Genomic DNA, 25959 nt, shown 5'->3' with positions numbered 1-25959 from the left:
TCGTGGCCCCGGCCAAGATCCGCCGGACAGCCCCCCAAGCCTCCCCTCGGACGCTATCAGGCCGTCGGGGCTCAGCCGCGACCCGCCGGTGAACGGTGGAGCAACGCCTCCAGCGCGTCGGCCAGCACGGCCTCGGGGTCGGGAACGGAGCCCGCCGAGCGCCAGGCGACGAAGCCGTCCGGCCGTACGAGGAGGGCCCCTTCGCCGGTCGTGCCGTGCGCGGCCCGCCAGTCGACGCCGGTCTCGGGCACCAGGTCGGCGTCGGGGCCCTCGCCGATCCGGTACACGTCGAGGGGGACGCGCAGCCGGGCGCCGACGCGCAGGCCGGCCGCGTGCCAGGCGCCGCCACCGGGGCCGGCGTCGCTCAGCAGCACGAAGGAGCGCTCGTAGAGGTCGAGGGTGGAGATCATGCGGCTCTCGCCGGTGCGGTGCACCCACAGGTGCGGGGCGCGGCTGCCGGGTTCGCCCGAGAGGGCCAGTTGGCGGCCGACGACGGGCAGTTCGGGGTCGGCGCCCAGGACGGCGCCGCTGCGGTAGCGGTAGCCGAGCGCGACCGTGAGCATCCCGCTCTGCTTGCCGCCGCCGGGAGCGCCGCCGGGGCCGGGTTCGGGGGCGTAGCCGGGGTGGCTGTGCTCCTCGGAGCGGGCGGAGGCCCGCTTGCTGGTGGCCACCGCGACCGGTCGGCGCTCGGCGTCGTAGGTCTCCAGCAGGCCGGGGCCCGCGGTGCCGTTCAGGACGGCGGCGAGCTTCCAGGCGAGGTTGTGGGCGTCCTGGATACCCGTGTTGGAGCCGAACGCACCTGTCGGGGACATCTCGTGGGCCGAGTCCCCGGCGAGGAAGACGCGGCGGTCGGCGTACCGTTCGGCGACCCGTTCGGCGGCGTGCCAGGGCGCCTTGCCGGTGATCTCGACGTCCAGGTCGAGGGCGCCGGTGGCCCTGCGGATGTGCGCGATGCAGCGCTCGTCGGTGAAGTCGTCGAGCGTCTCGCCGTCCTGGGGCTGCCACGGTGCGTGGAACACCCAGTTCTCGGCGTTGTCGACGGGCAGCAGGGCACCGTCGGCCGCCGGGTCGGTGAGGTAGCAGACGATGAAGCGGCGGTCGCCGACGACGGCCGCGAGACCGCGCGAACGGAACGTGATGCTCACGTTGTGGAACAGGTCGCCCGGCCCGGACCGGCCGATGCCGAGCCGTTCCCGCACCGGGCTGCGCGGCCCGTCGGCGGCGACGAGGTAGTCCGCGCGCACGGTGGCGAGCCGGCCCGTCGTCCGGTCCTCGACGACCGCCGTCACTCCCGCGTCGTCCTGTTCGAAGGAGCGCATCTCGGTGGAGTACCGCAGGTCGCCGCCGTGCTTGACGGCGTGTTCGAGCAGCACCGGTTCCAGGTCGTTCTGGCTGCACACGCACCAGGGGGCCGGGCTGAAGCGGGCCGCGCCGCTGCTGTGCTGCACCTCCTTGATCAGCCATTCGCCGCCGCCCCCGGTGAGGGAGGGCGTCTGGAGGATGCCGTGGTTGTCGGCGAGGATCCGGCCGGCCTCCCGGATGGGGTCCTCGACGCCGGCCGTGCGGAACAGCTCCATGGTGCGCACGTTGTTGCCACGGCCGCGCGGGTGCATCGACGTGCCCGCGTGCCGCTCGACGAGCATGTGCTCGATGCCGAGCCGGCCGAGGAAGAGTGACATGGACAGGCCCACAAGGGAGCCGCCCACGACGAGGACAGGGACGCGTACTTCAGCGTGTTGTTGCATCGAACAGCTCCTGCTGCGGCCGCCGGACAGTGGACGACGTTTCCATGCCCCCGGGAAGGTGCTTCGGGTCGCCGCTTCACCCACCTGGTTCACACATCTCGCGCCACCGGTGGTACGTGGCGAGGATCGAGACCGGACCGCCACAGCCGTTGACGGCGATCGACGGACCGTACGCATCGGATCTCACGCTCGGGATCTCCGAGGACCGGTGGCGTACGCCGGTGTGGCGGGCTCACTGTCCAAGGAGAGGCGTGACCATGACGACGCTGTCCGAACGTATATCCCAGTCGGCCTTCGACGGCTCCCGGCTGCGCGTGGTACTGATGCTCGATCTCTACGACGGCGCACAGCAGCAGTTCCTCGCCGCCTACGAGCACATGCGGCACCAGGTGGCGTCCGTCCCCGGCCACATCTCCGACCAGCTGTGCCAGTCCATAGAGAACCCGTCCCAGTGGCTGATCACCAGCGAGTGGGAGAGCGCCCCGCCCTTCCTCGCCTGGGTGAACAGCGAGGAGCACCTGGACACCGTCCAGCCGCTCCACGACTGCGTGCGCGACACACGGTCCTTCCGCTACAGCGTGCTGCGCGAGACGGACGGGGCGCGCACGCCGGCCTCCGGCAAGCGCCGCGCGGGCGTCCAGCCGGCGCCACGCGTCGGTGACGGTGTCGTACGGCACGCCCTGACCTTCACGGTCAGGCCGGGCAGCGAGCACAAGGTCGCCGAGATCCTCGCGGGCTACACCTCGCCCCAGGCCCAGGTCGACGACACGACCCGGCTGCGCCGCACCTCCCTGTTCATGCACGGCAACCGCGTCGTGCGGACCGTGGAGGTGCAGGGCGACCTGCTGGCGGCGCTGCGCCACGTGGCCCGCCAGCCCGAGGTACGGGCGGTCGAGGAGGCCATCAACCCGTACCTGGAGCAGGACCGCGACCTCGACGACCCGAAGTCGGCCCGCGTGTTCTTCACCCGCGCGGCCCTCCCGGCCGTCCACCACCTGGCCACCACCGGCGGCAGGCCCCAGGACGTCGTGCGCCACGGCCTGTACTTCCCGGCCAAGAAGGGATGCGGCATGGCGCTGGCCAAGCTCCTGGCACAGCGGGACGAGGCCGCCGCCGACGTGCCGGCGGGGGTCATCGACAGCAGCACCGTCTTCCAGCGCGACGACATCGTCGTACGGCTCGTGGACGCGCGCGCTCCGCTCGACACCGACCCGCTGCTCGCCCTCGGCGCGCACGGACCCCGCAAGGCCGCCGTACTGGCGCGCCTGCTCGACCTCGAAGCTCTCGGTGTGGACGGGCCGCCCACCGAGGAAAAGGTGGCGGCGCGCCTCCTGGAGAGCGCCGACATGCGTCTGATCACCGACCGCCGCGCTTCCTGAACCGCGCCGACCGTCCGAGCGGAGCCGGGCGCCGCACACCGCGGCTCCCGCCTTCCGGCCCTGTGGAGGAAACAGTCATGAGCACAAAGCACCGCATCGTCGACCTCGGCGAGACCCAGCCCAACCGCAGGCGCGGCGGTGACCTGCGCGCCATGCTCACGCCCACCGCGGTGGGCGCGACGAGCGGCTTCATGGGCCTCGCGATCGTCGAGCCAGGAGACCGCATCGGTGAGCACTACCACCCGTACTCGGAGGAGTTCGTGTACGTGGTGGCCGGCGATCTCGAGGTCGATCTGGACGGCGAGACCCACCCGATCCGGACCGACCAAGGCCTGATGATCCCCCCGTACGTACGCCACCGGTTCCGCAATGTGGGCCGCGGCGAGGCCCGCATGGTGTTCCACCTGGGGCCGCTCGCCCCGCGCCCGGAGCTCGGGCACGTCGACACCGAGGAGACCCCTGCCGCGGAGGGCGTCGGAGCGCACCGGCCCTCCGAGCCCACGGGAGCGGTTTCGTGAACCGACGTGTGGCGGTGACCGGCGTCGGCATCGTCGCACCCGGAGGCGTGGGCGCCCCGGCATTCTGGGGCCTGCTCGCGGACGGCCGGACCGCGACGCGGGGCATCACCCTGTTCGACCCGACGGGCTTCAGGTCCCGTATCGCTGCCGAGGTCGACTTCGACCCGGCGGTGCACGGCCTCGACGCCCAGCAGGTGCAACGGGCCGACCGGTACGTGCAGTTCGCCATGGTCGCGGCCCGCGAGGCGCTCGCCGACGCGGGTCTGGACATGGCACGGGAGGATCCCTGGCGGATCGGGGTGTCCATGGGCACCGCGGTCGGCGGCACGACGCGACTGGAGCACGACTATGTGTCGGTCAGCAGCTCGGGCCGCCGCTGGGACGTCGACCACAGCGAGGCGGGGCCGCATCTGCACCGGGCGTTCTCGCCCAGCGCCCTCGCCTCGGAGATAGCCGAACTGACGGGCGCGCACGGGCCGGTGCAGACGGTGTCCACGGGCTGCACCTCGGGTCTGGACGCGGTGGGTTACGCGTTCCACGCCATCGAGGACGGCCGGGTCGACATCTGTGTCGCCGGCGCGTCGGACTCGCCGATCTCCCCGATCACCGTGGCGTGCTTCGACGCGATCAAGGCGACGTCGCCGAACAACGACGACGCCGAGCACGCCTCGCGCCCCTTCGACGCCAACCGGGACGGATTCGTGATGGGCGAGGGCGGTGCGGTGCTCGTCCTGGAGGAGCTCGAGCACGCCCGCGCCCGCGGTGCCCGGGTCTACTGCGAGATCGGCGGCTACGCCACGTTCGGCAACGCCCATCACATGACCGGTCTCACCCGCGAGGGCCTGGAGATGGCGCGCGCGATCGACCACGCCCTGGACCACGCCCGTCTGAACGGGTCGGACGTCGACTACGTCAACGCCCACGGTTCCGGTACGCAGCAGAACGACCGGCACGAGACCGCCGCGGTCAAGAAGTCGCTCGGGCAGCACGCGTACAAGGTGCCGATGAGCTCCATCAAATCCATGGTGGGCCACTCGCTGGGCGCGATCGGCGCGATCGAGGTCGTCGCCTGCGTCCTCGCACTCGTCCACCAGACGGTGCCGCCCACGGCGAACTACGAGACGCCCGACCCCGAGTGCGACCTGGATTACGTGCCGCGCACCGCACGCGAGGTGAAGCTGCGCACCGTGCTGTCGGTCGGCAGCGGGTTCGGCGGCTTCCAGTCCGCGGTGGTGCTCACCCGGCCAGGTGGGAGGACACCATGAGCCCTCGTCAGAGCCGTCGCGCCGTCATCAGCGGCATCGGTGTGGTCGCGCCGGGCGGTGTGGGCACCGACGCCTTCTGGAAGGCCACGCGCGAGGGGATCAGCTCCCTCGACCGGGTCACCCGCGAGGGCTGCGGCCATCTGCCGCTGCGCGTCGCGGGCGAGGTCCGGGGATTTGACCCGCAGGCGCTGGTCGAGGAGCGGTTCCTGGTCCAGACGGACCGGTTCTCCCACTTCGCGATGGCGGCCGCCGACATGGCGCTGGCCGACGCCCGGCTGAACACCGGGAACCACGACGAGCCGTTCTCTGTCGGGGTCGTCACGGCGGCCGGGTCGGGCGGCGGCGAGTTCGGCCAGCGCGAGCTGCAGCGGCTGTGGGGCCAGGGCCCGACGTATGTGGGCCCGTACCAGTCCATCGCCTGGTTCTACGCGGCGAGCACCGGCCAGATCTCCATCCGCGGCGGTTTCAAGGGGCCGTGCGGTGTCGTCGCGAGTGACGAGGCCGGCGGGCTCGACGCCCTGGCGCACGCCGCCGGAGCCGTACGGCGCGGTACCGACACCGTGGTCGTCGGCGCGGCCGAGGCGCCGCTCGCGCCGTACTCGGTCGTCTGCCAGCTCGGCTACCGGGAGCTCAGCGCCGAGGAGGACCCGGAGCGGGCCTACCGCCCGTTCACGGCGCACGCGTGCGGGTTCGTGCCCGCCGAGGGCGGCGCCATGCTCGTCGTCGAGGACGAGTCGGTCGCGCTCACGCGCGGCGCCGCCGTGCGGGCCGTGGTGGCCGGGCATGCGGCGACGTTCACCGGTGCCTCGCGGTGGGAGGAGTCCCGCGAGGGGCTCGCCCGGGCGATCCGCGGGGCGCTCGACGAGGCCGGCTGCGCGCCCGAGGAGATCGACGTGGTCTTCGCGGACGCGCTGGGGCTGCCGGAGGCGGACCGTGCCGAGGCGCTGGCCCTCGCCGACGCCCTCGGCCCGCACGGCACCCGGGTGCCGGTGACGGCACCCAAGACGGGCACCGGCCGGGCGTACTGCGGAGCGCCGGTGCTCGACGTCGCCGCCGCGGTGCTCTCGCTGGAGCACGGCCTCGTCCCGCCCACCCCCCACGTGTTCGACGTCTGTCACGACATCGCGCTCGTGACGGGCGCGGCCCGGCCCGCCGAGCTGCGCACGGCACTGGTGCTGAGCCGGGGGCTGATGGGTTCCAACGCGGCGCTCGTGCTCCGGCGCGGTGCCGACAACCTCTCGTGAAGGAGGACCGCATGACCGCACAACTGACCGTCGAGGAGCTGTCCGCACTGATGAAGAAGGGCGCCGGCATATCCGTGGACCCGGGCGAGATGGCCGGCAGCCCGGACGTCCCGTTCGAGGCGTACGGCCTCGACTCGCTGGGCCTGCTGGGCATCGTCGGTGAGCTGGAGAACCGGTACGGCCGGGCGCTCCCGGCCGACGCGGACCGCTGCAAGACACCGCGCGAATTCCTCGACCTCGTCAACAACTCTCTGATGGCAGGAGCCTGAAATGGCCGGGCACACCGAGAACGAGATCATCATCGACGCGCCCCTGGACCTGGTCTGGGACGTGACCAACGACGTGGACCACTGGCCACAGCTGTTCACCGAGTACGCCTCCGTGGAGGTGCTCGAACGGGACGGCAACCGGACCGTGTTCCGGCTGACCATGTACCCCGACGAGAACGGCAAGGTCTGGAGCTGGGTCTCGGAGCGGGAGGCGGACCGGGCGGCTCTCACGGTGCGCGCCAAGCGCGTGGAGACCGGCCCGTTCGAGTACATGAAGATCCTCTGGACGTACGCCGAGACGCCGCAGGGCGTCCGGATGCACTGGACGCAGGACTTCGCGATGAAGCCGGACGCCCCCGTCGACGACGCGTGGATGACCGACAACATCAACCGCAACTCCCGCACCCAGATGGCCCTGATCCGGGACCGCATCGAGCAGCGCGCCCGTGTCCGTGAGACCGCCCCCGTGACACCGGGCTGACGGTCACCTCCCCCGACGGCATCCGAAGGGACGCACCTGATGCATCAAGCACTGATCGTCGCCCGCATGGCACCGGGATCGGCACCGGACATCGCCGAGGTGTTCGCGGACTCCGACAGCGGTGAACTGCCGCGCCTCGTCGGCGTCAGGCGGCGCAGCCTGTTCCAGTTCGGCGACGTGTACCTCCACCTCATCGAGGCCGACCGGCCGCCCGGGCCGGCGATCGCCAAGGTGACCGAGCACGTCGCGTTCCGTGACGTCAGCGAACGCCTGGCCGCCTTCGTCAGTCCCTACGACCCGCAGACCTGGCGGAGTCCGAAGGACGCGATGGCCACGCAGTTCTACACCTGGCAGAGCGACCGCGGCGCCTGAGCGCGCCGCACACAGCAGCCGGCCCCGCGGTGATCCGCGGGGCCGGCTGCTGTGGTGCGTGATCCCGTACCCGGGCGGACGGCTCAGCCGGGGACGACGCTCTCGAACGCGTGCAGGTAGGAGTTCACCGGGCTGACCTCCCCGACGACCAGGCCGGCCGCCTCCATACGGGTGATCATGCTCTCCTTGGTGTGCTTGGCCCCGCCCACGTTGAGGAGGAGCAGCAGGTCCATGGAGGTGGTGAACTTCATCGACGGCGAGTCGTCGACGAGGTTCTCGATGACGACCACCCTGGCCCCGGGGCGGGCGGCCCCGACGACGTTGCGCAGGGTCCGGGCGGTGCTGTCGTCGTCCCACTCCAGGATGTTCTTGATGACGTAGACATCGGCATCCACCGGCAGGGACCGCCGGCAGTCGCCGGGCACGATGGTCACCCGGTCGGCGAGCGCACCGCCCTCGCGCAGCCGCGGGTCGGCGTTCTCGACGACGCGGGGCAGGTCGAACAGGGTGCCCTTCAGGCCGGGGTACTTCTCCAGCAGGCCGGCCAGCACATGGCCCTGGCCGCCGCCGATGTCGGCGACCGTCGACGCCCCGCTGAGATCGAGCAGTTGGGCGACATCGCGTGCGGACTGCATGCTGGAGGTGGTCATGGCCCGGTTGAACACGTGGGCCGAGTCGTGCGCGTCCTCGTGGAGGTAGTCGAAGAACTCCTTGCCGTACAGCTCGCCGAAGACGCTGCCGCCCGTGCGCACCGCCTTGTCGAGCTTGGGCCAGGCGGCCCAGGTCCACGGTTCGGTGCACCACAGGGCGATGTAGCGCAGGCTGTGCGGATCGTCCTCGCGCAGCAGCCGGGACATGTCGGTGTGCGCGAACCGGCCGTCCGCGTCTTCGGTGAAGATCCCGTAGCAGGCCAGGGCGCGGAGCAGGCGCCGCAGCGCTCTCGCGTCGGTCTTCACGGCCCCGGCGAGATCCTCGGCGGTCCGGGGGGTGTCCTGGAGGGCGTCGGCGACGCCGAGCCCGGCCGCGGCGCGCACGGCGGCGGCGCAGGCCGCGCCGAAGACGAGTTCGCGCAGCCTCATGGACACCTGGGGTGTGGTGGGTGCGGTGGGTGCCGTGGCGGTGGTCGGTTCCGTGCCGGGTGCGGTGGTGGTGGTCGGTACGGTGGTGGTGGTCATGCCGCCTCGCTTCTGGTGAGTGGGGCCGGGCCTGGCGGCCCGGCCGGTTGGTCCCCGGGAGCGGCGGTCAGCACATTCCGGCGGGCTCGGAGACGCCGCACACGTTGGCGTCGAAGCGGTTGCCGGTGCCGGCGCTGTCCCGGTCGGCGAGGTCGGCCGTCGAATTGCGCAGCACGACGTTGTCGCGGATGACGTTGTTCGTGCCGGGCGTGCCGACGACGCTCTTGAAGAGGACGATGCCGCCGGAGAACGGCGAGGCACCGGTGTTGTCCGACACCAGGTTCGCCTCGACGACGGTGTCCTCCGTGCCGGTGAGGACGATGCCCGCGCCCTGGATCTCGGGCAGCCTGGCGGTGGCCGCGCACGCCTTGTTGTTGCGGACGACGCGGTTGCCACGCACCGTCAGGGCGCCCGCGCGCGGCGTGGACTCGTCGCCGACGAGGAACAGACCGGCGCAGTTGCCGGTCATCGAGTTGCCGTTGACGGTCAGGTTGCGCACCCGCCGGACGGTGGCGCCGATGCGGTTGTCCGTCATCACGTTGCCCGCGATCCGCGTCCCGAGCGTGTCGGTGGCACCGGCCTCCTCGGAGACCGTGTTCGCGACGAAGATGCCAGCGTCACGGTTGGACCGGACGATGTTGAGCGCCAGGACGGAGCGGGTTGAGCGCTGTTGGGCGATCCCCCAGGTGCCGTTCTTCTCGGACGTCACACGCTGCACGGTCAGCCGGTCGGTCCACGAGGCCCACACGCCGCTCTTGGCGAAGCCGGAGAGGGTCAGCCCGTGCACGTGTACGCGGTCGACGGGCCGCTCCGCCGTGCCGGTCACACAGATGCCGTTCCCCTCGGCGGCGCAGGTGTTCTTGGCCCGCGCGGTGGCCGCCGCGGGCTTGATCACCGTCCGCCCACCGGCTCCGCGCAGCGTCACGCCGGACGTGGTGATGTGCACGCTCTCGTAGTAGGTACCGGCGGCGACACTGACGGTGTCGCCCGCCTTGGCGGCGTCCACGGCGGCCTGGATCGACTGGCCGGGGCTCACATGGTGGGTGACGCCGGCGTGGGTGGGGGCTGCCGCGCCCACTCCGGAGGCGACGAGCAGCGCCGCGGAGGCGAGCAAGGTGATTTGTCGTTTCGTCATAGTCCGAAGCTATGCGCCGAAGCAGACGAATCACACCATACCGGGTCAGTCCGCGGTCGTGTCGCGCGCGTCGCTTCCCCGTGCAGCGCAACGGGTCTCCCAGAGGGAGCAACGCTTTCCGGGCCGCGGGGCCGACGCTCTATCGTGGTCGCCATGACTGCGCCCGAGCGGATCCGCATCGTCTCCCGGTCCTCCCCGATGGCCCTCGCCCAGGTGGAGCGCGTACGTGCCGAGCTGGCCGCGCTGCGCCCCGGCATCCATACCGAGGTCGTGCCCGTCACCACGACCGGTGACCGGTGGATGGGCGACCTGGCCGAGGTGGAGGGCAAGGGGGCGTTCACCAAGGAGGTCGACGCCGCACTCCTGGCCGGTGAGGCCGACCTCGCGGTGCACTGCGTCAAGGACATCCCGGCCGACCGGCCGCTGCCCGCCGGCACGACGTTCGCCGCCTTCCTCAAGCGGGACGACATCCGCGACGCCCTGATCCACCCGGGCGGCCTCGGGCTCGACGAGCTGCCCGCCGGTACACGGATCGGCACGTCGTCCGTTCGGCGCAGGGCCCAACTGGCCGCGTCCCACCCCCATCTGGAGTGCGTGCCGATCCGGGGCAACGCGAACCGGCGCCTGGAGAAGCTGTACGCGGGGGACGCGGACGCGCTGCTGCTCGCCGCCTCCGGACTGGAGCGCATCGGCCGCACCGACGTGATCACCGAGATCCTGTCGGTCGAGACCATGTGTCCGCCGATCGGCGCGGGCGTCCTCGCCCTGCAGTGCCGCGAGCACGACGACACCCTGATCGACACGGTGAGCGCCCTCGGCGATCCGGACGCCCACCGGGAGACGACGGCGGAGCGCATGTTCCTGCACGTCCTCCAGGGGCACTGCAACAGCCCCATCGCCGGTTACGCGCAGGCCGAACGCAACGGGGACCTCTCCCTGCGGGCGAAGGTCTTCACCCCCGACGGCAAGACCGTCCTCAACGCACACGAGTGGGCCGGGCGGCTGGACCCGGCCACGCTCGGCACCTCGGTCGCCGTCGCACTGCTGCGCCAGGGAGCGCGCGAGCTCATCGACGGCATCGCGCACTAGGGGGTGTCCGGTGGATCAGGGCCGGACAGGACGCGGCGTCTGGTGCATGGGGTCTCCCCAGGCCCACAGGACCTAGGGGCCGCATCGCAAGGCGCCGGAGTGCCCTGATAGCGGAGCCATTAGGGCATTTCGGCAACGCTGGGGGCACCTCCCGTGCCCGAAGGGCTACGGGGGAGAGGTGCCGTCGCCTGGGGGTACCCCCAGGCGAAGCCCTGGGGGAGCGTCGTGGCCCCGGCCAAGATCCGCCGGACACCCCCTAGGCCCTGTCCGGCCGACCTTGCCGGGCTCGCGTGCCCTGGCACGCACGCTGATCCGGCCTGACCGGACAGGACCTGAAGCCCGACGGGCGTGAGGGTCAGGACTCCTCGAAGTAGGCGTCGAGCACCGCGTCCAGCTCCGCCGTCCACTCCTTGAGCCGGCTCCTGGCGTCCGCCTCCACCTCGGCGTTGAACCAGCGGTTGGCCGCGATGTGGACCGTGACGGTGAAACGGCGGCCGAAACGCGGGGTCTTGACCTCGACCGCGCCGATCTCGTCCCAGCGGAAGTCGGCTTCCTGGTCGTCGAGACGGAAGCGGACGCCCTCGCGGTTCGCGGTGATCGAGCCACGGCGGTCGCTGATCTCGAAAACGGGACCGCCGTCATCCTCGGACGCGTCGTCCTCGGACTCGTCGTCCTCGGTGGCGTCGTCCTCGGTGGCGTCGTTCTGGGGCGCGTCGTCCTCGGTCGCGTCCTCCTGAGTCGCGGACTCGGACTCTTCCGCGGTCTCGTCCTCGGGGACCGTCTCCTCGGCGGCGGCGTCCTCCGGCTCCTTGTCCTCCTTCTCCTGAGTCCCGCCGGCCGCCGCAGGGGCGGGACGGGCACCGACGAGGCCGGGGAGGAACGCCGGGTCGGTGCTCACGGCGAAGTCCGGCTTGATGTTCGGATCTATGTGCTGCTCCACGGCGGGCAGTATGGACGACGAAGCTGTGCGAGGCCAATGGGCGTTCGCGCGCTCCCCTGCCGCCCCGCCCGACGCGGACGTGGGCCCCGGCCGGGCACACCCCCGACGAAGCCCGGGCACGGCCAACTCTCCCTCCGGTAATGCGAATTATCAATGCACGAAGTCTTGACCCTCCCGAAACACGGGGGCAATACTGAATCAGGCGCGAGATAATACGTATTATCGGAGGTTCCAGGTGACAACTGACCGTCCAGGGCGACGGATCACACAGCGGGACATCGCCAGATTGGCCGGTGTGAGCCAGCCGACCGTCTCCCTGGTGCTCAACGGTCGAAGCGACGCGAGCATCCGCATCCCGCAGGAGACTCGTGAACGGGTGCTGAGGGTGATCCGGGAATCGGGTTACGTGCCCGACCCCGTGGCCAGGCGACTGGCCGCCAGGAACAACCAGATCCTCGGCGTCTTCACCTACGAGGCGGTGTTCCCCAGCGACACCAACGACTTCTACCACCCGTTCCTGCTCGGCATCGAGGAGGCCGCCGAGCTGGCCGGATGCGACCTGCTGCTGCTGACCAGCGCTTCGGTGACCGGGGGGCGGCGGCGCGCGTTCGGGGACGACAACCGGCTCCGGCTGGCGGACGGCTGCCTGCTGCTCGGCCGGTCCCTCAACCGCGACGACCTGACGCGCATGGTCGCCGACGGGTACCCGTTCGTCGCGGTGGGCCGGCGTGACGACGCGGGCGGCCCGGTGCCGTACGTGGGTGCCGACTATGCGACCGCTGTCGGCCACCTGGTCGCACGGGCGGTGACCCGAGGGCACCGCCGCATCGCGTACCTCGGACTGCCCTCGGAGGTGGAGTCCTCCGCGGACCGCCACCGCGGCTTCCTCAGGGCCGCCGAGGAGGCACGAGGCAGCGATGCCCGCGTCGTGCTCGACGAGTTGTCCCCGGGGCGCGACCCCGACGAGCTGCTGACGGCGCTGCTGGCCGCGGAGGCGACGGTGGTGCTGATCGAGCACTTCGCCACGGCCGTCGATCTGGTCGCGGCGGCCCGGCAGCGCGGCCTGGCCGTACCGGCGGACCTGTCGGTCGTGACCCTCGGAGACCCCACAACGCCGGTGCCCAGTGACGTGGACTTCACCGGATTCCACATCCCGAGAGAGGAGATGGGCCGCCAGGCCGTCGCGCTGCTGACCGAGATCCTCGACGGGACCGCGCACACGACGCAGCGACTGCTGCCGTGCGAACCCGTCGCCGGCACCACCCTCGCACCCCCGCATGCACGGTGAAAGGAACATGGATGGAAACGGACGTCCTCGTCGTCGGCGGAGGGCTCGGTGGCGTCGCGGCCGCACTGGCCGCCCTGCGCGCGGGCCGGAGCGTGGTCCTGACCGAGGAGTACGACTGGCTGGGAGGCCAGTTGACCAGTCAGGCCGTCCCACCGGACGAGCACAGCTGGGTGGAGCAGTTCGGTGTGACGAGCAGCTACCGGGCGCTGCGCGACGGAATCCGTGACTACTACCGTCGGCACTACCCGCTGACCGAGCGTTCCCGGGCCTGGCGCCACCTCAACCCCGGCGCGGGGCACGTCAGCCGGCTCTGTCACGAGCCCCGGGTCGCCGCGGCGGTCATCGAGGAGATGCTCGCCCCCTACGTGGGCAGCGGACGGCTGCGCCTGTTGCGGCCCTACCGCCCGCTGTCCGCCGAGACCGACGGCGACCGGATCACCGCCGTGACGGTGGCCCACCGCGACGGTGGCGGAGAGATCACCGTCACCGCGCCGTACGTCCTCGACGCGACCGAGACCGGTGAACTCCTGCCCCTGAGCGGCACCGAGTACGTGACCGGCTTCGAGTCGCGGTCCGAGACCGGCGAGCCGAGCGCCCCTGACACGGCGCAGCCCCTGAACATGCAGGCCGCCTCGGTGTGCTTCGCACTCGACCACGTCGACGGCGACCACACCATCGACAGGCCGGCCCGGTACGACTTCTGGCGCGCCTACCAGCCGGATTTCTGGGGCGGCCCGATGCTCTCCCTGCGCGCGCCGAACCCGCGGACCAAGGATGTCGTCGAGCGCAGCTTCACCCCGAACCCCGACGACGACCCGCTGGCCGTCGTCGCCGACCAGCGCCTCAGCGCCGGCGACAGCAACCTGTGGACCTTCCGGCGGATCGCGGCCCGGCGCAACTTCGTCGACGGCGCGTACGAGAGCGACATCACCCTGGTCAACTGGCCGATGATCGACTATCTGCCGAGCCCGGTCTTCGAGGTGCCCGACGCCGCGCAGCACGTCGCGGCCGCCCGTGAACTGTCCCGCTCCTTCCTGTACTGGCTGCAGACGGAGGCCCCGCGGCCCGACGGCGGCACCGGCTTCCCCGGGCTGCGGCTGCGCGGTGACGTGACGGGCTCGGCCGACGGGCTCGCGCAGGCGCCGTACATCCGCGAGTCCCGGCGCATCCGCGCCGAGTACACGGTGGTCGAGCAGGACCTGTCCCTCGCGGTGCGCGGCGACAAGGGCGCCGTGGAGTACGAGGACAGCGTCGGCGTCGGCATGTACCGCATCGACCTGCACCCCTCCACCGGTGGAGACAACTATCTCGACGTGGCGTGCTGCCCGTTCCAGATCCCCCTGGGCGCGCTGATCCCGCAGCGCATGGAGAACCTGCTCCCGGCGGGCAAGAACATCGGCACGACGCACATCACCAACGGCTCCTACCGCCTGCACCCCGTCGAGTGGAACGTCGGTGAGGTGGCCGGCGCTCTCGCCGACTTCTGCCTGAGCCATGGCGTCTCGCCCCGGGCCGTCCGGAACTGCCCCGGCCTGCTGGCCGACTTCCAGAGCCGCCTCAGCCGCGACGGCGTCGAACTGAGCTGGCCCGACATATCCGCCTATTGATCAACGAGTCGAAGGAGTAGTGCCATGCAGCGCACGAGGAGCCGGCGGATGCGGACAGCCGGCACAGCGGCGGCCTTCGCCCTGGCCGTCGCCACGGGTTGCTCAGGCGGGGGCGGTGGGACGGCGGCCGGCGACGGCAACCTGCGCATCTCCGTCTGGACGGCGAGCGAGGCCCATCTGGCCCTGCTCAACGACATCGGGGAGTCGTTCAAGGCCAGTCATCCAGAGGTCAGGAGCATCACGTTCGAGTCGCTCGATCCGGTCGACTACACGACCGCGCTGAGCACCCAGCTGGCCTCGGGCAACCCGCCCGACCTGGGCTGGATCCTGGAGACGAACGCGGCCGACTTCATCGAGGCCGACACCCTCGTCGACATGGCTCCGGCGATGAGGGCCGAGAAGGGGTACGAGGCCGACGATCTGGAGCCGGCCCTGCTCACCCAGTGGAAGCGCGGCGACAAGGTCTACGCCTACCCGTTCTCCAGCTCGCCCTTCGCCGTCTTCTACAACGCCGACGCACTGAACAAGGCCGAAGCGGGAGACCCGGCCACGCTGGCCGCGGACGGCAAGTGGACCTGGGACGCGCTGGCGGATGCGGCCAAGAAGGTCACCGACAGCAAGTCGGCGCGGTACGGACTGCTCGTCCACGACTTCGACTACAAGAACTGGGACCGCCTCTACCCGGTGATGAACGCGTACGGTGCGACGCCCTGGACCGACGAGGACGCGTGCGGGTTCACCAGCCCGATGATGACCGAGGCGGTCGACCTCTTCCGTCGGATGGCCTTCGACGACCGCTCCACCCCGGCGCCCGGCCAGCAGGCCGACTTCTTCTCCGGTGAGAGCGCCATGTTCATCGCCCAGGTCAGCAAGGCCGGCCCGCTCGCCGATGTGAAGTGGAAGTGGGACGCGGCACCGCTGCCGACCGGGCCGGGCGGCGGGGACCAGGTGATCGGCCAGGCCGGCCTGGGCGTCTTCGCGCAGGGCAAGAACCTGGATCTGGCCAAGAAGTTCTACCTCCACGCCACCAACAAGGAGAACTCCGCGAAGCTCGGCCAGTTCTTCCCGCCGCCGCGGACCTCCCTGCTGAACGCCGAGACGCTCGACAAGTCCAACCCGCTTCTCAGCAAGGACCAGTTGCAGAAGGTCATCGTCGACTCGCTGAAGTCCGGCAAGGTGCGCCCCGGCCACGCACAGTACGCCAAGATCAACGAGCGGACCCGCGCCGCCCTCGACGCGGCCTGGAAGCCGGACGCCGACACGGCCAAGGTCCTCGCCTCTGTCTGCGATTCCATCAAGCCGCTGCTGGGGTCGGGGTCGTGAGCCTGACACGCAGGGCTCCGGCCCCGGCAGCCTCCTGGCGGCCGGCCGTACCCGTGAGGGTGCGGCCGGCCCGCCCGGCGGACAACCGGAACCCAACGCCGCAGTGGCGGCGGCGGGACAGGTACGCCGGCTACGTGCTCATCGCCCCGCAGATGCTCGGCTTCGCCGCCTTCGTCCTGGGCCCGCTGGTCGCGGTCGTCTACTACAGCTTCACGCAGTACAACAACCTGACCGGCGAGATCACCTTCACCGGCGGAGACAACTACCGGGCCCTGCTGGAGGACCCGCTCGCGGTCGAGGTGGCCCGGAACACCGCCCTGTTCTCGGCCGGCCTGGTGCCCCTCAACATCTGTCTGGCCCTGCTGCTCGCCGTACTCCTCGACCAGGGCCTGCGGGGCACCGTCATCTTCCGCGCGATGTTCTTCTCGCCGACCGTCGTGTCGATCATCGCGTGGACCATCCTGTGGTTCTTCCTGCTCAGCAAGGACGGCGGGGTCAACCTGCTGCTGCGCACCGTGGGCATCGACGGGCCCAACTGGTTGCGCGAGTCGGGCACCGCGATGTTCTCGGTGATCGTCGTGCAGGTGCTCAAGGGCGTGGGCATCAACATGGTGCTCTTCCTCGCCGCCCTGCAGGCCGTCCCGACCGAGCTGCGGGAGGCCGCGACGGTCGACGGAGCCCGGGCCTGGACCGTCTTCCGCCGGATCACCCTCCCGATGATCAGCCCGACCATCCTGCTCACCGCGATCGTCACGGTGATCGGCTCGCTCCAGGTCTTCGGCCAGATCCTCGTCCTGACCCGCGGCGGCCCCGGCAACTCCACCACGGTGCTCGCCTTCTACATCTATCAGCAGGCCTTCAAGTTCTTCGAGCTCGGCTACGCGAGTGCGCTGGCGGTGGTCCTGTTCGTCGCCGTACTGATCCTCACCGCGGTGCAGTGGTGGTTGCGCAAGAAGTGGGTGTTCCATGAGCAGTGAAGCGATGACGGCCGCCCGCCGCCGCTCCCGGGAGGGGGCGGTCAGGAAGGGTCTGCTGTACGGGCTGATGCTGGCGCTGTCGGTGCCGTTCGTCCTGCCGCTGCTGTGGATGGTCAGCAGCTCGCTCAAGCCGATCTCGGAGATCTTCAGCTACCCGCCGACCCTGCTGCCGAGCGACTGGCGCTGGGAGAACTACGCCCGCGTCACCGACTACCAGCCCTTCGCCCGCCAGTACTTCAACAGCGTCTACATCGCGGCGCTCGTCAGCGCGGGCAGTGTCGTGGTCTCGGCCATGGCCGGCTACGCCTTCGCCCGGATCCGCTTCGTGGGCCGGGGCTTCATGTTCGTCCTGCTGCTCACGGCGCTGCTGATGCCCAGCGAGGTCGTCATCATCCCGCTGTTCCGGTTCTTCTCGGAGATCGGCTGGACGGACAGCCACCTCCCGCTGATCCTGCCGACGGTCTTCGGCGGCAACGCGGTCTTCGGCACCTTCATCATGCGGCAGTTCTTCCTCGGCCTGCCGGCCGAACTGGAGGAGAGCGGACGGCTCGACGGGCTGGGGCGCTTCGGCCTGTTCTTCCGGATCGCGCTGCCGCTGGCCGGTCCGTCGCTGTCGGCGGTGGCGCTGCTGTCCTTCCTGCACAGCTGGAATTCGTTCCTGGAGCCGCTGGTGTTCCTGCGCACCCCGGAAATGTTCACCCTGCCCCTCGCCCTCACCCAGATCGTCGATCTCCAGGGCGCCCCCGTCTGGAATGTGCAGCTGGCGGCCAGCACCCTCACGATTCTCCCCGTGCTCGCGGTGTTCATGGTGGCCCAGCGCTGGTTCATCAAGTCGATCGTCAACAGCGGCCTGAAAGGCTAGCCATGGAACTGCTGAAAGTGGCCGGTGACCGGCTCGTCACCCCGAGCGGAACGCCGGTGACCCTGCGCGGCGTCGGGCTGGGCGGCTGGATGATGATGGAGAACTTCCTCAACGGCTTTCCCGGCACGGAGCACCAGGCGCGCAACGCCCTGCGGCGCTCCATGGGCGCACAGCGGGCCGACCGGCTGTTCGACCGGATCCTCGACGAGTTCTTCACCGACGCGGACGCCGCGTTCATCGCCGGCACCGGACTGAACTGCGTGCGCATCGCGGTCAACTACCGGCACCTCTCCGACGACGCCGACCCGCTCACCATCAGGCAGGACGGGATACGGCGGCTCACCGCCGCCGTCGACGCCTGTGCCCGGCACGGGATCCGCACCGTCATCGACCTTCACGCCGCACCCGGCTTCCAGAACCAGTCCGAGCACAGCGACAACCCCGGCCACCACGCCTGGCTGTGGAGCCACCGCCACTTCCAGGACCGCCTCGTGGCCATCTGGGAGGCGCTGGCGGACCACTTCCGGTCCCGGCCCGAGGTCGCGGGCTACAACCTGCTCAACGAGCCGGGCGATCCCACCGGCGAGGTGATCGGCCCCTTCTACCGCCGGCTCGTCGACGCCGTCCGGGCCGTCGACCCGGACCATGTGATCTTCCTCGACGGCAATCGCTACGCCAACGACTTCGACGTCATCGGCAGCTCCTTCGACAACACGGTGTACTCCGTTCACGACTACGCCCTCGCCGGCATCCGCGACGCGCAGACGTATCCCGGTGTGGTGCGGGGCCAGTACGTCGACCGGGGGTTCCTGGAGGAACGTTTCCTGGAGCGGACCGCGCACAGTCGCAGGACCGGCACGCCGATCTGGGTGGGCGAGTTCGGGCCCGTCTACTCCGGTGACCCGGCCGTGGACAAGCACCGCTACGCCGTTCTGCGCGACCAGTTGGAGATCTACCGCGAGCACGGCGCCGGCTGGTCGATCTGGACCTACAAGGACACGCACCTGTCCGGACTGGCGAGCCTCGACCCCGACTCGCCCTGGGCCCGGCTGCTCCAGCCGATCAGGGAGAAGAAGGAGCGGCTCGGCACCGAACCGTGGTCCACCGGCGAGGAGGGCGTCGGACACCTCCTCGCTCCGCTGGACGAGCTGATGGCGGCCGAGTACCCCGACTTCGACCCGCCGCCGTTCGGCAAGCGCTGGTTCGTCCGCCGGCTCGTCCGTGAACTGCTGCTCGGGGAGCCCCTGCTGGAGGAGTTCGCCGCGTTGTTCTCCGGCATCGACGACGCCGGGATCGAGGCTCTGGCCGGCTCCTTCCGCCTGGACTCCTGCGTCCGGCGCACCCAGTTGACCGAGGTCCTGGCGGAATTCACCCGCAGCTGAATCAGGCCGTTGTGAAGGAGACCGTCTTGAACCGCCCGACCGACCGTCCGGCCCACCCGGCCCCCGCCCTTCCCTCCCATACGGCGCTCGCCCTTCCCTCCCGCACGGCGCTCGCCCTTCCCGGCGACCGTCCTGCCGACACGGCCTCCGCCGCCCTTCCCGGCCTCAGCCGCCGCGCGCTGCTCGCCGCCGTCGGCGGAGCCGCACTGCTGACCGCGCTGCCCGCCCGGACCGCGCGCGGTGAAGAGGCGGCGACCGGGCTCCCGCTCCTCGCGCCGCTGCCCGACGGAGCCCCCGACCGCACCCTGTTCGCTCCCGAGGAGCAGCGGTACGCGCCCTACCTGGTGATCCTCGCCCCGATGGCCAACGAGATCGAGGACACCGACCAGGAGACGTACGGCTGGTTCACCGGCGGCTGGTGGCGCACCCCGTCCGTGCCGTACAACGCCCGTGTCCAAGAGCACGTGTTCACGCTGAGCTGGTTCCACGCCCATCGCCGGCCCTGGAACCCCTACGCCGGCGATGAGGCGCTGCTGGCCCGTCTCGACGCCGCGCTCCACCACTACCTGCGCCTCCAGCACGACGACGGCTCGTGGCCGGAGTACCGCCCCACCGAGCACTCGCGGGCGGCCACCGGTTTCGGCCTCGTCTATCTGAGCCGCACCCTGCAGAACCTGCGTGCAGTGGGGGCCCTGCCCGCGCGGCAGGCCGGGATCCGGACCGCCCTGCACCGGGCGATGACGTGGTTCCTCGACCCGGCCAACACCACCGTGTGGACGAATCCCCTGGTGTACGCCAACCAGTACATCGCGGGACTGGCGGGCTCGGCCCTGAGCCTCCAGCTGGATCCCGACCCGGCACTTCAGGAGCGACTGGCGGAGCGCATCGCCTTCGTCGCCGCCCACGGACAGAGCCCGCAGGGCTTCTTCTACGAACCGCGCGGCATGGACGTCGGCTACAACGTCGAGGTCATGCTGCCGGACATGGCCGAGATCTTTCACCTGACAGGCGAGCCGGCGATGCTCTCGATGGCGCGTCGGTTCGCCTCGTGGCTGGGCTGCAACCTGGTCCACGAGCCCGACGGTTCGGGCTGTTTCACCAACGTCGCCGTGTCCGCCCGCACCAGCTCGCGAGCGTACGACAGTGTGGTGCACGAGCCCGACCGGACGCATCTGGGCTCGCTGTTCGTGCCGGAGGTGCCCGCGCTCGCGCCGTTCTTCACCGCCCGCGAGGACCGGGCCGCCGTACGCGCGGCCTGGGCCGCGGAACAGGCGCCCGTGCCGGCGCCGAACCGTGGCAACACGTCCCCGCGCATCATCGCGCACGTCTCCTACGGGGAGGCGTTCCCCACCCTGGCGCAGAAGACGACCGCCGTCGCCGCCCTGCCCTACCTGAGACAGGACGCCTTCGTCGAACTCCGCCGCGACGCCCGCCAGGACTTCCTGTTCGTCCGCCGCCCGGGCCTCTACCTGGGAGGCTTCTTCGGACAGCGGGCCACCAGCCTCGTCCGCGCGGGCCTCACCTTCCTGTGGCACCCCGAGGCAGGCATGGTCGTGTACTCGCTCAACGGCACCGGCGGCTGCTGGGCGACCCGGCTCGCCGACGGCCGGCTCGACGCCGACGGCCATCTCGTGGCCGAGTACTTCGCGGGCTCCCCCGGCGTCCAGCCCTGGAACGGGGAGGACGTCCCTGCGGACCAGCCGTTCGGCATCCGGTACCGCACCCCGGACTCCGCGGTCACCACCGACGTCACCGTCACCCGGCAGACCGTGCTTCGCGTGGTGACGGCCCAGGGGGCGGCAAGCGAGCAGATCCCGCTCGTCGTGCACCCGTCCGACCGGATGACCTTCACCGACGGCACCGAGGCGGCCTACGGCGCCACGACCACGGCGACCGCTGACGGCCTCACCCTGCACCGGGGCCGCACCAAGGTCCTCATCCGGTGGGACGCCGTCCGCACCGTCGACCTCACCGGCGGATCCGCCACCTACTTCCGCGACGGTGCGCGCCGCGCCCACATGCTGCGCATCCCGCACTCCGGAGCGCTCCGCCTGACGATCACGTTCAGCTGACCCGTAGGTCCGGCTCGTGGTGCGGTGCCGGGACGACGTGCCGTTTCCAGACGCCGGTTGAGGGCACGCCGTCCCGGGGCGGCGTGCCCTCACCTGGGGCGGCCCGGTCAGGAAGGCGCCAGGACCGCGTCGACGGCGAGCCGGCGGTGGGCGGCGAACAGGTCGAGCGCGGCGGCGGTGTCACGGGCCCGCAGGGCCGCGACGAGCTCGCGGTGCTCCTCCGGAATACGGACGAGGTACCCCTCCGTACTGCGGCCGATCCGCGTCAGCAGGAAGAGGTGGACCTGGCACCGCATGGCCTCCCACGCGTCCACCAGACGCCGGTGACGCGCGGCGGCGAAGACCGCGTCGTGGAAGGCGATGTCCAGCCGGACCATCTCGTGCTCGTCGGTGGCGCGCTCCATCAGGGACGCGAGCTTCTCGACCGAGGCGAGGTCCTCGTCGGAGGCGTGCTCGATCACCCGCCGGACGGCCAGATCCTCCAGCGCGCCACGGAGGCTGTCGAGTTCGGCGACATCCTCCGGTGACAGGGTCGTGACCGTGGTGCCGCGGTGCCAGGCGCAATGGACCAGGCCCTCGCGCTCCAGCAGCCGCAGGGCCTCGCGCACCGGGCCGCGGCTGACGTCCATCACGCCGGACAGTTCCACCTCGCGCAGCTGCGCGCCGGGGGCGTAGGCACCGCTGAAGATGGCCTCCCGGATACGGTCGGCCACCTCGTCCGCCAGTCCGCGCCTGCGCGCGGGGGCCACCTTGCCTGCGTCACCCATGTTGTCCGCCTCCCTCGATGCCATAATGTTAACAATCAGTCGATCGAAGTAATGTCAACATCAGGACAATGCCGTCCCACCGGCACCGCGCCCTCGGTCCCACCCGGTGAAGGAGACCCGTCGTCATGTCCCAACTCGACTCCCCCATCCCCCGGTTCCACCTCGCCATGCCGGTCGACGACCTGACCGCCGCCCGGCACTTCTACGGCGAGGTGCTCGGCCTGGAGCAGGGCCGCAGCGCCGACACCTGGGTGGACTGGAACCTCCACGGCCACCAGTTCGTCACACACCTCGCCCCCCGCCGCACCGAGCGGATCCACAACCCGGTCGACGGCCACGACGTCCCCGTACCGCACTTCGGCCTGATCCTGGACCCTCCGGCGTTCCACGAACTCGCCGACCGGCTCCGGAGCTTCGGCACGTCGTTCGTCATCGAGCCGTACGTGCGCTTCAAGGGCGAGGCCGGCGAGCAGTGGACGATGTTCCTGCTCGACCCGGCGGGCAACGCGCTGGAGTTCAAGGCCTTCGCCGACGACGCCCAGGTATTCGCCGCCTGACGATGTGCGCCGCCGCTCCGGGGCCGCCGCCACGGCCCCGGCCGCGCGGTGCCGCGGCTCGAACGAGCCGGGTCCGCAACCTCATCCGCCACCTGTGTCTCCGCCTCGGCGTTTCGGCCACACCCACGTTCGAGGGCATCTCCGCGGCCAAAGGGTCCGTGGTCCATGCACACGCCGCCGCTCGCTCTGTCACGCGGTTGCCACCCCGTCCGAAACACGTGTGTTCGATGCCGCGGCCCAGGTCGTTGACCTCGATGTCGCCGCAAGCACGGCCCAAGGACGCATCGGAGGAGCCCCGTTGGCATCAACAGAGGACCGGCAACACCGGACCGGCACCGTCCCTCCCCCACCACCCGCCGAGATCACCTACACCGGCGAGTACTCCGTGAATCCGCTCGGCGAAGCCTCCCTCCGCAGGCTGAGCGCCCAGATCCCCAAGGTCCTGCGCCGCATCATCGGCATGGCGTGGCGCATCGACCGCCGGGCCGTCGTCCTCCTGTTGGCCTGCCCGGTGGTCACGGGGGCCGCCGCCGCGGTGCTGCTGGCGGCGACCGCCCGCGCCATGCACCCCGTCCTCGGGACGGGCACGGTCACCGAGCGGCTCCACCAGGCGCTGCCGGCGCTCGTCACCGTCGGCATCGCCGCCGGCGTCGCCCGTGTCGCCGGCGTCGTGGCGACCTACGCCGAGCGGCGGATCACTCCCCGCCTCACCACCGAGACGGACACCGCCCTCGTGGCGGCGGTGTGCCGGGTCGAGGCGTCGGCCTATGCCGTCGACGGCTTCTCCGACCGGCAGGAGTCGGCAGAGATGGGCGTGATCCGCACGCACGTGATGGTCACGGACGCCCAGCGGTTCCTGTCGGCCCTCGTCAGGATGGTCACGGCCGCAGGGGCGCTGTCCGTACTCAACCCGCTGCTGCTGCCCCTGCTCCTCCTCGCCGTGCTCCCGGCCGGCGCCGGCGCGGTGCTCACGGCCCGGGTGGACTACGAGATCCACTACGCCAACATCGCCGACCGCAACGTCAGAGGCATGATGCGCTGGTGGTCCACGACTCCCAAGTACGGCGACGAGGTCCGTGCCAACTCCATGACCGACTACCTCGTCTTCTGGTACCGGTCCCTGTCGGACCGCTGCGACCGGCGCACGCTGGCCGCGGCACCGCGCACGCTGCGCATCGCCCTGGCCTCGTCCCTGGTCGCCGGCGTCTTCCTCGTCGCGACATGGGCGGCGCTCGGCTGGCTGGCCATGACGGGCCGGATCGCCCTCGCGCTCGCCGCGACCGCCGTCGTCGCCGTACAGACCACTCTTGCCGCGCTCTCCCAGGTCATCATCAACGGCGCCGCCCTCTTCCACACCAGCCTCTACCTGAGCGACATGCAGGCGTTTCTCGACGACGCCGCGGCACGCGCGCCCCGGCGCGGCACGCGGTCGGTCGCCGCACCGGTGACAGAGATCCGGCTGGAGGAAGTCGTCTACCAGTACCCGGGCAAGGAGCAACCCGCCGTCGACGGCATCTCGCTCACCCTGCGCCGCGGCGAGATCCTCGCGGTCGTCGGCGCCAACGGCTCCGGCAAGTCGACGCTCACCCGCCTGATCACCGGGATCTACCTCCCGGACAAAGGCCGGGTCACCTGGAACGGCGTGGACCTCGCCGAGACCGATCCGGCCACCGCGTGGGAGCGGACCGGGCTGGTCCCGCAGATCTTCGCGCAATGGCCGCTGCGCGTGCGGGAGAACGTCACCCTGGGCCAGCCGCGCACCCACGACGACGCGCCCGTGTGGGACGCGATCGACGCCGTCGGCATGCGGGAGCCCGTCGAGGACCTCCCTTCCGGCCTCGACACGCTTCTCGCCCGGGAGGTCTTCGGGGGCGCGGAGCTGTCCGGCGGGCAGTGGCAGCGCATCGCCTGCTCCCGGGCCCTGTACCGGCGCCCGTCCCTGCTCATCCTGGACGAGCCCACGTCCCAGATGGACCCGCGCGGCGAACACCAGATCTTCGAGCGGATCAAGGCCATCGCCGCCGACCGCATCACGATCGTCATCACCCACCGCCTGGAGAACACGAAGATCGCCGACCACATCGTGGTCATGGAACAGGGACGCATCACGGAACAGGGCCGGTACGACGACCTGGTCCATGCGTCGGGCACGTTCGCCGAACTCCTGGCACTGTCGCAGGACCGCTAGCCGCCGTCCCACCTCCGCCTTCCGCCGACTCCGACACCCGTCGAGTGACCTGCCTCACACAGTGTCACAAAGCGGCAGACCACGGTGTCTTGAGGCCGAACCCCTGACGACGGAGGAGAGACCATGACCGAGAACACCGACGTGGTCGTGATCGGCGGCGGATACGCGGGCGTGATGGCCGCGAACCGGCTGACGCAGCGTGCCGACGTGACCGTGACCCTGATCAACCCGCGCCCGGTCTTCGTCCCGCGCCTGCGCCTCCACCAGCTGGTGGGCGGATCCCACGACGCGGTCGTCGACTACCGGGAGATCCTGGCCGACGGCGTCCGGCTGGTCGTGGACAACGTGACCCGGATCGACGCGGCCGGGCGCAGCGTGACGCTCGCGGCCGGCGGCACGGTCGGCTACGACTACCTGATCTACACGGTGGGCAGCGGCAGCGCCGGCTCCCGCGTGCCCGGAGCGGCCGAGTTCGCCTACCCGATCGCCACCCTGGAGGCGGCGCAGCGGCTGCGGTCGGTCCTCGACGCCATGCCCGCGACGGCCCCGGTGACCGTCGTCGGAGCCGGTCCGACCGGCATCGAGACCGCCGCCGAGCTGGCGGAGGCCGGCCGCCGGGTGACCCTGGTCTGCGGAGGCGTACTCGGCCCGTACCTGCACTCCCGGGCTCGGCGCACGGCCGCCGAGCGGCTCGCCACGCTCGGGGTGACGGTGCTCGACGGCACCGGCGCGTTGGTGACGGCCGTGACGAGCGACGCCGTGCGCCTCGCCGACGGCCGCGAGTTGCCGAGCGAAGTCACCATCTGGACCGCCGGGTTCGGCGTGCCCGAGCTGGCCGCGCGCAGCGGGCTGCGCACCGACGCGGTGGGGCGCCTGCTCACGGACGAGACCCTGACCAGCGTCGACGACGAGCGCATCGTCGCCGCCGGAGACTCGGCGGCGCCGTCGGACCTGCCGTTCCGGATGAGCGCCTACGCCGCGGGCTGCCTGGGCGCACACGCCGCCGACACGGTGCTGGGCCGCATCGCGGGCGAGCAGCCCGCGCCCGTCGACCTGTCGTTCCCCGCCATGTGCATCAGCCTGGGGCGCCGGGCCGGCATCTTCCAGTTCGCGCACAAGGACGACACCGCGATGAGGCTCTACATCAGCGGCCGAGCGGGCGCGAAACTCAAGGAGCTCTCCTGCGCGTTCAGCGTCAGGCACCTGGCGAACGAGGCGCGCAAGCCCGGTTCGCACCACTGGCCCAAGGGCGACAAGCGCCGGGAACTGCTGCGGGCCGAACGCGACGAGCCGTCGGCCGCCGCCGAACGGGCAGTGTAGCCGG

The 25959-nt window shown here is 71.1% G+C and carries 23 protein-coding genes; 18 read left to right on the top strand and 5 right to left on the bottom strand.

Going from position 1 to position 25959, the window contains the following annotated elements; translation table 11 throughout:
- Positions 1-71 precede the first annotated feature (71 nt).
- The gene (locus ACF08N_RS21030; protein WP_392326150.1) at positions 72-1745 is read right to left on the bottom strand and encodes an FAD-dependent oxidoreductase; all 1674 of its coding nucleotides are present in this window, start codon (positions 1743-1745) and stop codon (positions 72-74) included.
- A 257-nt stretch (positions 1746-2002) separates the two neighbouring features.
- On the opposite strand from ACF08N_RS21030, the gene ACF08N_RS21025 reads away from it, so the two are divergent.
- From ACF08N_RS21025 to ACF08N_RS20995, 7 genes are all read left to right on the top strand, one after another.
- Positions 2003-3124 carry a SchA/CurD-like domain-containing protein gene (locus ACF08N_RS21025; protein WP_392326149.1) on the top strand — a complete coding sequence of 374 codons (1122 nt, stop codon included), beginning with the start codon at positions 2003-2005 and terminating at the stop codon, positions 3122-3124.
- A gap of 77 nt (positions 3125-3201) precedes the next feature.
- Complete coding sequence (locus tag ACF08N_RS21020) at positions 3202-3642, top strand: cupin domain-containing protein (RefSeq protein ID WP_392326148.1); 441 nt, start codon at positions 3202-3204, stop codon at positions 3640-3642.
- Entirely contained in the window at positions 3639-4907 is a 1269-nt protein-coding gene (locus tag ACF08N_RS21015) for a beta-ketoacyl-[acyl-carrier-protein] synthase family protein (RefSeq protein WP_392326147.1), read from the top strand. Before ACF08N_RS21020 ends, ACF08N_RS21015 begins: the two co-directional genes overlap by 4 nt.
- Positions 4904-6151 (top strand): beta-ketoacyl synthase N-terminal-like domain-containing protein, encoded by a 1248-nt coding sequence (locus ACF08N_RS21010; protein WP_392326146.1) that lies wholly within the window; start codon positions 4904-4906, stop codon positions 6149-6151. Before ACF08N_RS21015 ends, ACF08N_RS21010 begins: the two co-directional genes overlap by 4 nt.
- 11 nt (positions 6152-6162) lie before the next feature.
- Positions 6163-6420 (top strand): acyl carrier protein, encoded by a 258-nt coding sequence (locus ACF08N_RS21005; protein ID WP_392326145.1) that lies wholly within the window; start codon positions 6163-6165, stop codon positions 6418-6420.
- Position 6421: 1 nt separating this feature from the next.
- Positions 6422-6901 (top strand): SRPBCC family protein, encoded by a 480-nt coding sequence (locus tag ACF08N_RS21000; RefSeq protein ID WP_392326144.1) that lies wholly within the window; start codon positions 6422-6424, stop codon positions 6899-6901.
- 39 nt (positions 6902-6940) lie between these two features.
- On the top strand, positions 6941-7273 hold the full coding sequence (locus ACF08N_RS20995) for a TcmI family type II polyketide cyclase (protein WP_392326143.1): 333 nt from the start codon (positions 6941-6943) through the stop codon (positions 7271-7273).
- Between the two features lie 83 nt (positions 7274-7356).
- Here the strand turns inward: ACF08N_RS20995 and ACF08N_RS20990 are convergent, their stop codons facing one another.
- Both ACF08N_RS20990 and ACF08N_RS20985 read right to left on the bottom strand, forming a co-directional pair.
- Complete coding sequence (locus ACF08N_RS20990; RefSeq protein WP_392326142.1) at positions 7357-8448, bottom strand: methyltransferase; 1092 nt, start codon at positions 8446-8448, stop codon at positions 7357-7359.
- Between the two features lie 67 nt (positions 8449-8515).
- Complete coding sequence (locus ACF08N_RS20985) at positions 8516-9583, bottom strand: nitrous oxide reductase family maturation protein NosD (RefSeq protein ID WP_392326141.1); 1068 nt, start codon at positions 9581-9583, stop codon at positions 8516-8518.
- A gap of 153 nt (positions 9584-9736) precedes the next feature.
- Between ACF08N_RS20985 and hemC the strand changes: the two genes are divergently transcribed.
- On the top strand, positions 9737-10672 hold the full coding sequence (hemC, locus tag ACF08N_RS20980; protein ID WP_392326140.1) for a hydroxymethylbilane synthase: 936 nt from the start codon (positions 9737-9739) through the stop codon (positions 10670-10672).
- A 355-nt stretch (positions 10673-11027) separates the two neighbouring features.
- On the opposite strand, the gene ACF08N_RS20975 is transcribed toward hemC, so the two are convergent.
- Positions 11028-11612, bottom strand: a complete 585-nt coding sequence (locus ACF08N_RS20975) for a hypothetical protein (RefSeq protein WP_392326139.1) — start codon at positions 11610-11612, stop codon at positions 11028-11030.
- Positions 11613-11847: 235 nt separating this feature from the next.
- On the opposite strand from ACF08N_RS20975, the gene ACF08N_RS20970 reads away from it, so the two are divergent.
- From ACF08N_RS20970 to ACF08N_RS20940, 7 genes are all read left to right on the top strand, one after another.
- Positions 11848-12900, top strand: a complete 1053-nt coding sequence (locus ACF08N_RS20970; protein ID WP_392326138.1) for a LacI family DNA-binding transcriptional regulator — start codon at positions 11848-11850, stop codon at positions 12898-12900.
- Between the two features lie 11 nt (positions 12901-12911).
- Entirely contained in the window at positions 12912-14507 is a 1596-nt protein-coding gene (locus tag ACF08N_RS20965) for an FAD-dependent oxidoreductase (protein ID WP_392326137.1), read from the top strand.
- A 24-nt stretch (positions 14508-14531) separates the two neighbouring features.
- On the top strand, positions 14532-15830 hold the full coding sequence (locus ACF08N_RS20960; protein WP_392326136.1) for an ABC transporter substrate-binding protein: 1299 nt from the start codon (positions 14532-14534) through the stop codon (positions 15828-15830).
- 134 nt (positions 15831-15964) lie between these two features.
- Entirely contained in the window at positions 15965-16807 is an 843-nt protein-coding gene (locus ACF08N_RS20955) for a carbohydrate ABC transporter permease (protein ID WP_392326135.1), read from the top strand.
- Positions 16797-17669, top strand: a complete 873-nt coding sequence (locus ACF08N_RS20950; RefSeq protein WP_392326134.1) for a carbohydrate ABC transporter permease — start codon at positions 16797-16799, stop codon at positions 17667-17669. Before ACF08N_RS20955 ends, ACF08N_RS20950 begins: the two co-directional genes overlap by 11 nt.
- A 2-nt stretch (positions 17670-17671) precedes the next feature.
- On the top strand, positions 17672-19051 hold the full coding sequence (locus tag ACF08N_RS20945) for a glycoside hydrolase family 5 protein (RefSeq protein ID WP_392326133.1): 1380 nt from the start codon (positions 17672-17674) through the stop codon (positions 19049-19051).
- Positions 19052-19077: 26 nt separating this feature from the next.
- Positions 19078-21123: a hypothetical protein gene (locus tag ACF08N_RS20940; RefSeq protein WP_392326132.1), complete on the top strand. Its 2046-nt coding sequence runs from the start codon at positions 19078-19080 to the stop codon at positions 21121-21123.
- 107 nt (positions 21124-21230) lie between these two features.
- Here the strand turns inward: ACF08N_RS20940 and ACF08N_RS20935 are convergent, their stop codons facing one another.
- Positions 21231-21872 carry a GntR family transcriptional regulator gene (locus ACF08N_RS20935; protein ID WP_392326269.1) on the bottom strand — a complete coding sequence of 214 codons (642 nt, stop codon included), beginning with the start codon at positions 21870-21872 and terminating at the stop codon, positions 21231-21233.
- A 143-nt stretch (positions 21873-22015) separates the two neighbouring features.
- Between ACF08N_RS20935 and ACF08N_RS20930 the strand changes: the two genes are divergently transcribed.
- The 3 genes from ACF08N_RS20930 (at position 22016) to ACF08N_RS20920 (ending at position 25955) form a co-directional block, all read left to right on the top strand.
- Complete coding sequence (locus tag ACF08N_RS20930) at positions 22016-22447, top strand: VOC family protein (RefSeq protein WP_392326131.1); 432 nt, start codon at positions 22016-22018, stop codon at positions 22445-22447.
- Between the two features lie 298 nt (positions 22448-22745).
- Positions 22746-24635 (top strand): ATP-binding cassette domain-containing protein, encoded by a 1890-nt coding sequence (locus ACF08N_RS20925; RefSeq protein WP_392326130.1) that lies wholly within the window; start codon positions 22746-22748, stop codon positions 24633-24635.
- A 123-nt stretch (positions 24636-24758) separates the two neighbouring features.
- A complete protein-coding gene (locus ACF08N_RS20920; protein WP_392326129.1) occupies positions 24759-25955 on the top strand; it encodes an NAD(P)/FAD-dependent oxidoreductase in 1197 nt (398 codons plus the stop codon).
- The last annotated feature ends 4 nt before the right edge of the window (positions 25956-25959 follow it).

Source organism: Streptomyces sp. NPDC015127 (assembly GCF_043080095.1).
GTDB lineage: Bacteria > Actinomycetota > Actinomycetes > Streptomycetales > Streptomycetaceae > Streptomyces.
The sequence above is the reverse complement of the archived record's forward strand: the minus strand, read 5'-3'. Positions and strand labels throughout refer to the sequence as shown.

Excerpts from the sequence above, each read along its gene's own strand:
- ACF08N_RS20945 (WP_392326133.1), top strand. The coding sequence starts at position 17,672 with ATGGAACTGCTGAAAGTGGCCGGTGACCGGCTCGTCACCCCGAGCGGA.
- ACF08N_RS21030 (WP_392326150.1), bottom strand. The coding sequence starts at position 1,745 with ATGCAACAACACGCTGAAGTACGCGTCCCTGTCCTCGTCGTGGGCGGC.
- ACF08N_RS20985 (WP_392326141.1), bottom strand. The coding sequence starts at position 9,583 with ATGACGAAACGACAAATCACCTTGCTCGCCTCCGCGGCGCTGCTCGTC.
- ACF08N_RS20965 (WP_392326137.1), top strand. The coding sequence starts at position 12,912 with ATGGAAACGGACGTCCTCGTCGTCGGCGGAGGGCTCGGTGGCGTCGCG.
- hemC (WP_392326140.1), top strand. The coding sequence starts at position 9,737 with ATGACTGCGCCCGAGCGGATCCGCATCGTCTCCCGGTCCTCCCCGATG.
- ACF08N_RS20920 (WP_392326129.1), top strand. The coding sequence starts at position 24,759 with ATGACCGAGAACACCGACGTGGTCGTGATCGGCGGCGGATACGCGGGC.
- ACF08N_RS21025 (WP_392326149.1), top strand. The coding sequence starts at position 2,003 with ATGACGACGCTGTCCGAACGTATATCCCAGTCGGCCTTCGACGGCTCC.
- ACF08N_RS21010 (WP_392326146.1), top strand. The coding sequence starts at position 4,904 with ATGAGCCCTCGTCAGAGCCGTCGCGCCGTCATCAGCGGCATCGGTGTG.
- ACF08N_RS21000 (WP_392326144.1), top strand. The coding sequence starts at position 6,422 with ATGGCCGGGCACACCGAGAACGAGATCATCATCGACGCGCCCCTGGAC.
- ACF08N_RS20960 (WP_392326136.1), top strand. The coding sequence starts at position 14,532 with ATGCAGCGCACGAGGAGCCGGCGGATGCGGACAGCCGGCACAGCGGCG.
- ACF08N_RS20950 (WP_392326134.1), top strand. The coding sequence starts at position 16,797 with ATGAGCAGTGAAGCGATGACGGCCGCCCGCCGCCGCTCCCGGGAGGGG.
- ACF08N_RS21020 (WP_392326148.1), top strand. The coding sequence starts at position 3,202 with ATGAGCACAAAGCACCGCATCGTCGACCTCGGCGAGACCCAGCCCAAC.
- ACF08N_RS20990 (WP_392326142.1), bottom strand. The coding sequence starts at position 8,448 with ATGACCACCACCACCGTACCGACCACCACCACCGCACCCGGCACGGAA.
- ACF08N_RS20995 (WP_392326143.1), top strand. The coding sequence starts at position 6,941 with ATGCATCAAGCACTGATCGTCGCCCGCATGGCACCGGGATCGGCACCG.
- ACF08N_RS21005 (WP_392326145.1), top strand. The coding sequence starts at position 6,163 with ATGACCGCACAACTGACCGTCGAGGAGCTGTCCGCACTGATGAAGAAG.
- ACF08N_RS20930 (WP_392326131.1), top strand. The coding sequence starts at position 22,016 with ATGTCCCAACTCGACTCCCCCATCCCCCGGTTCCACCTCGCCATGCCG.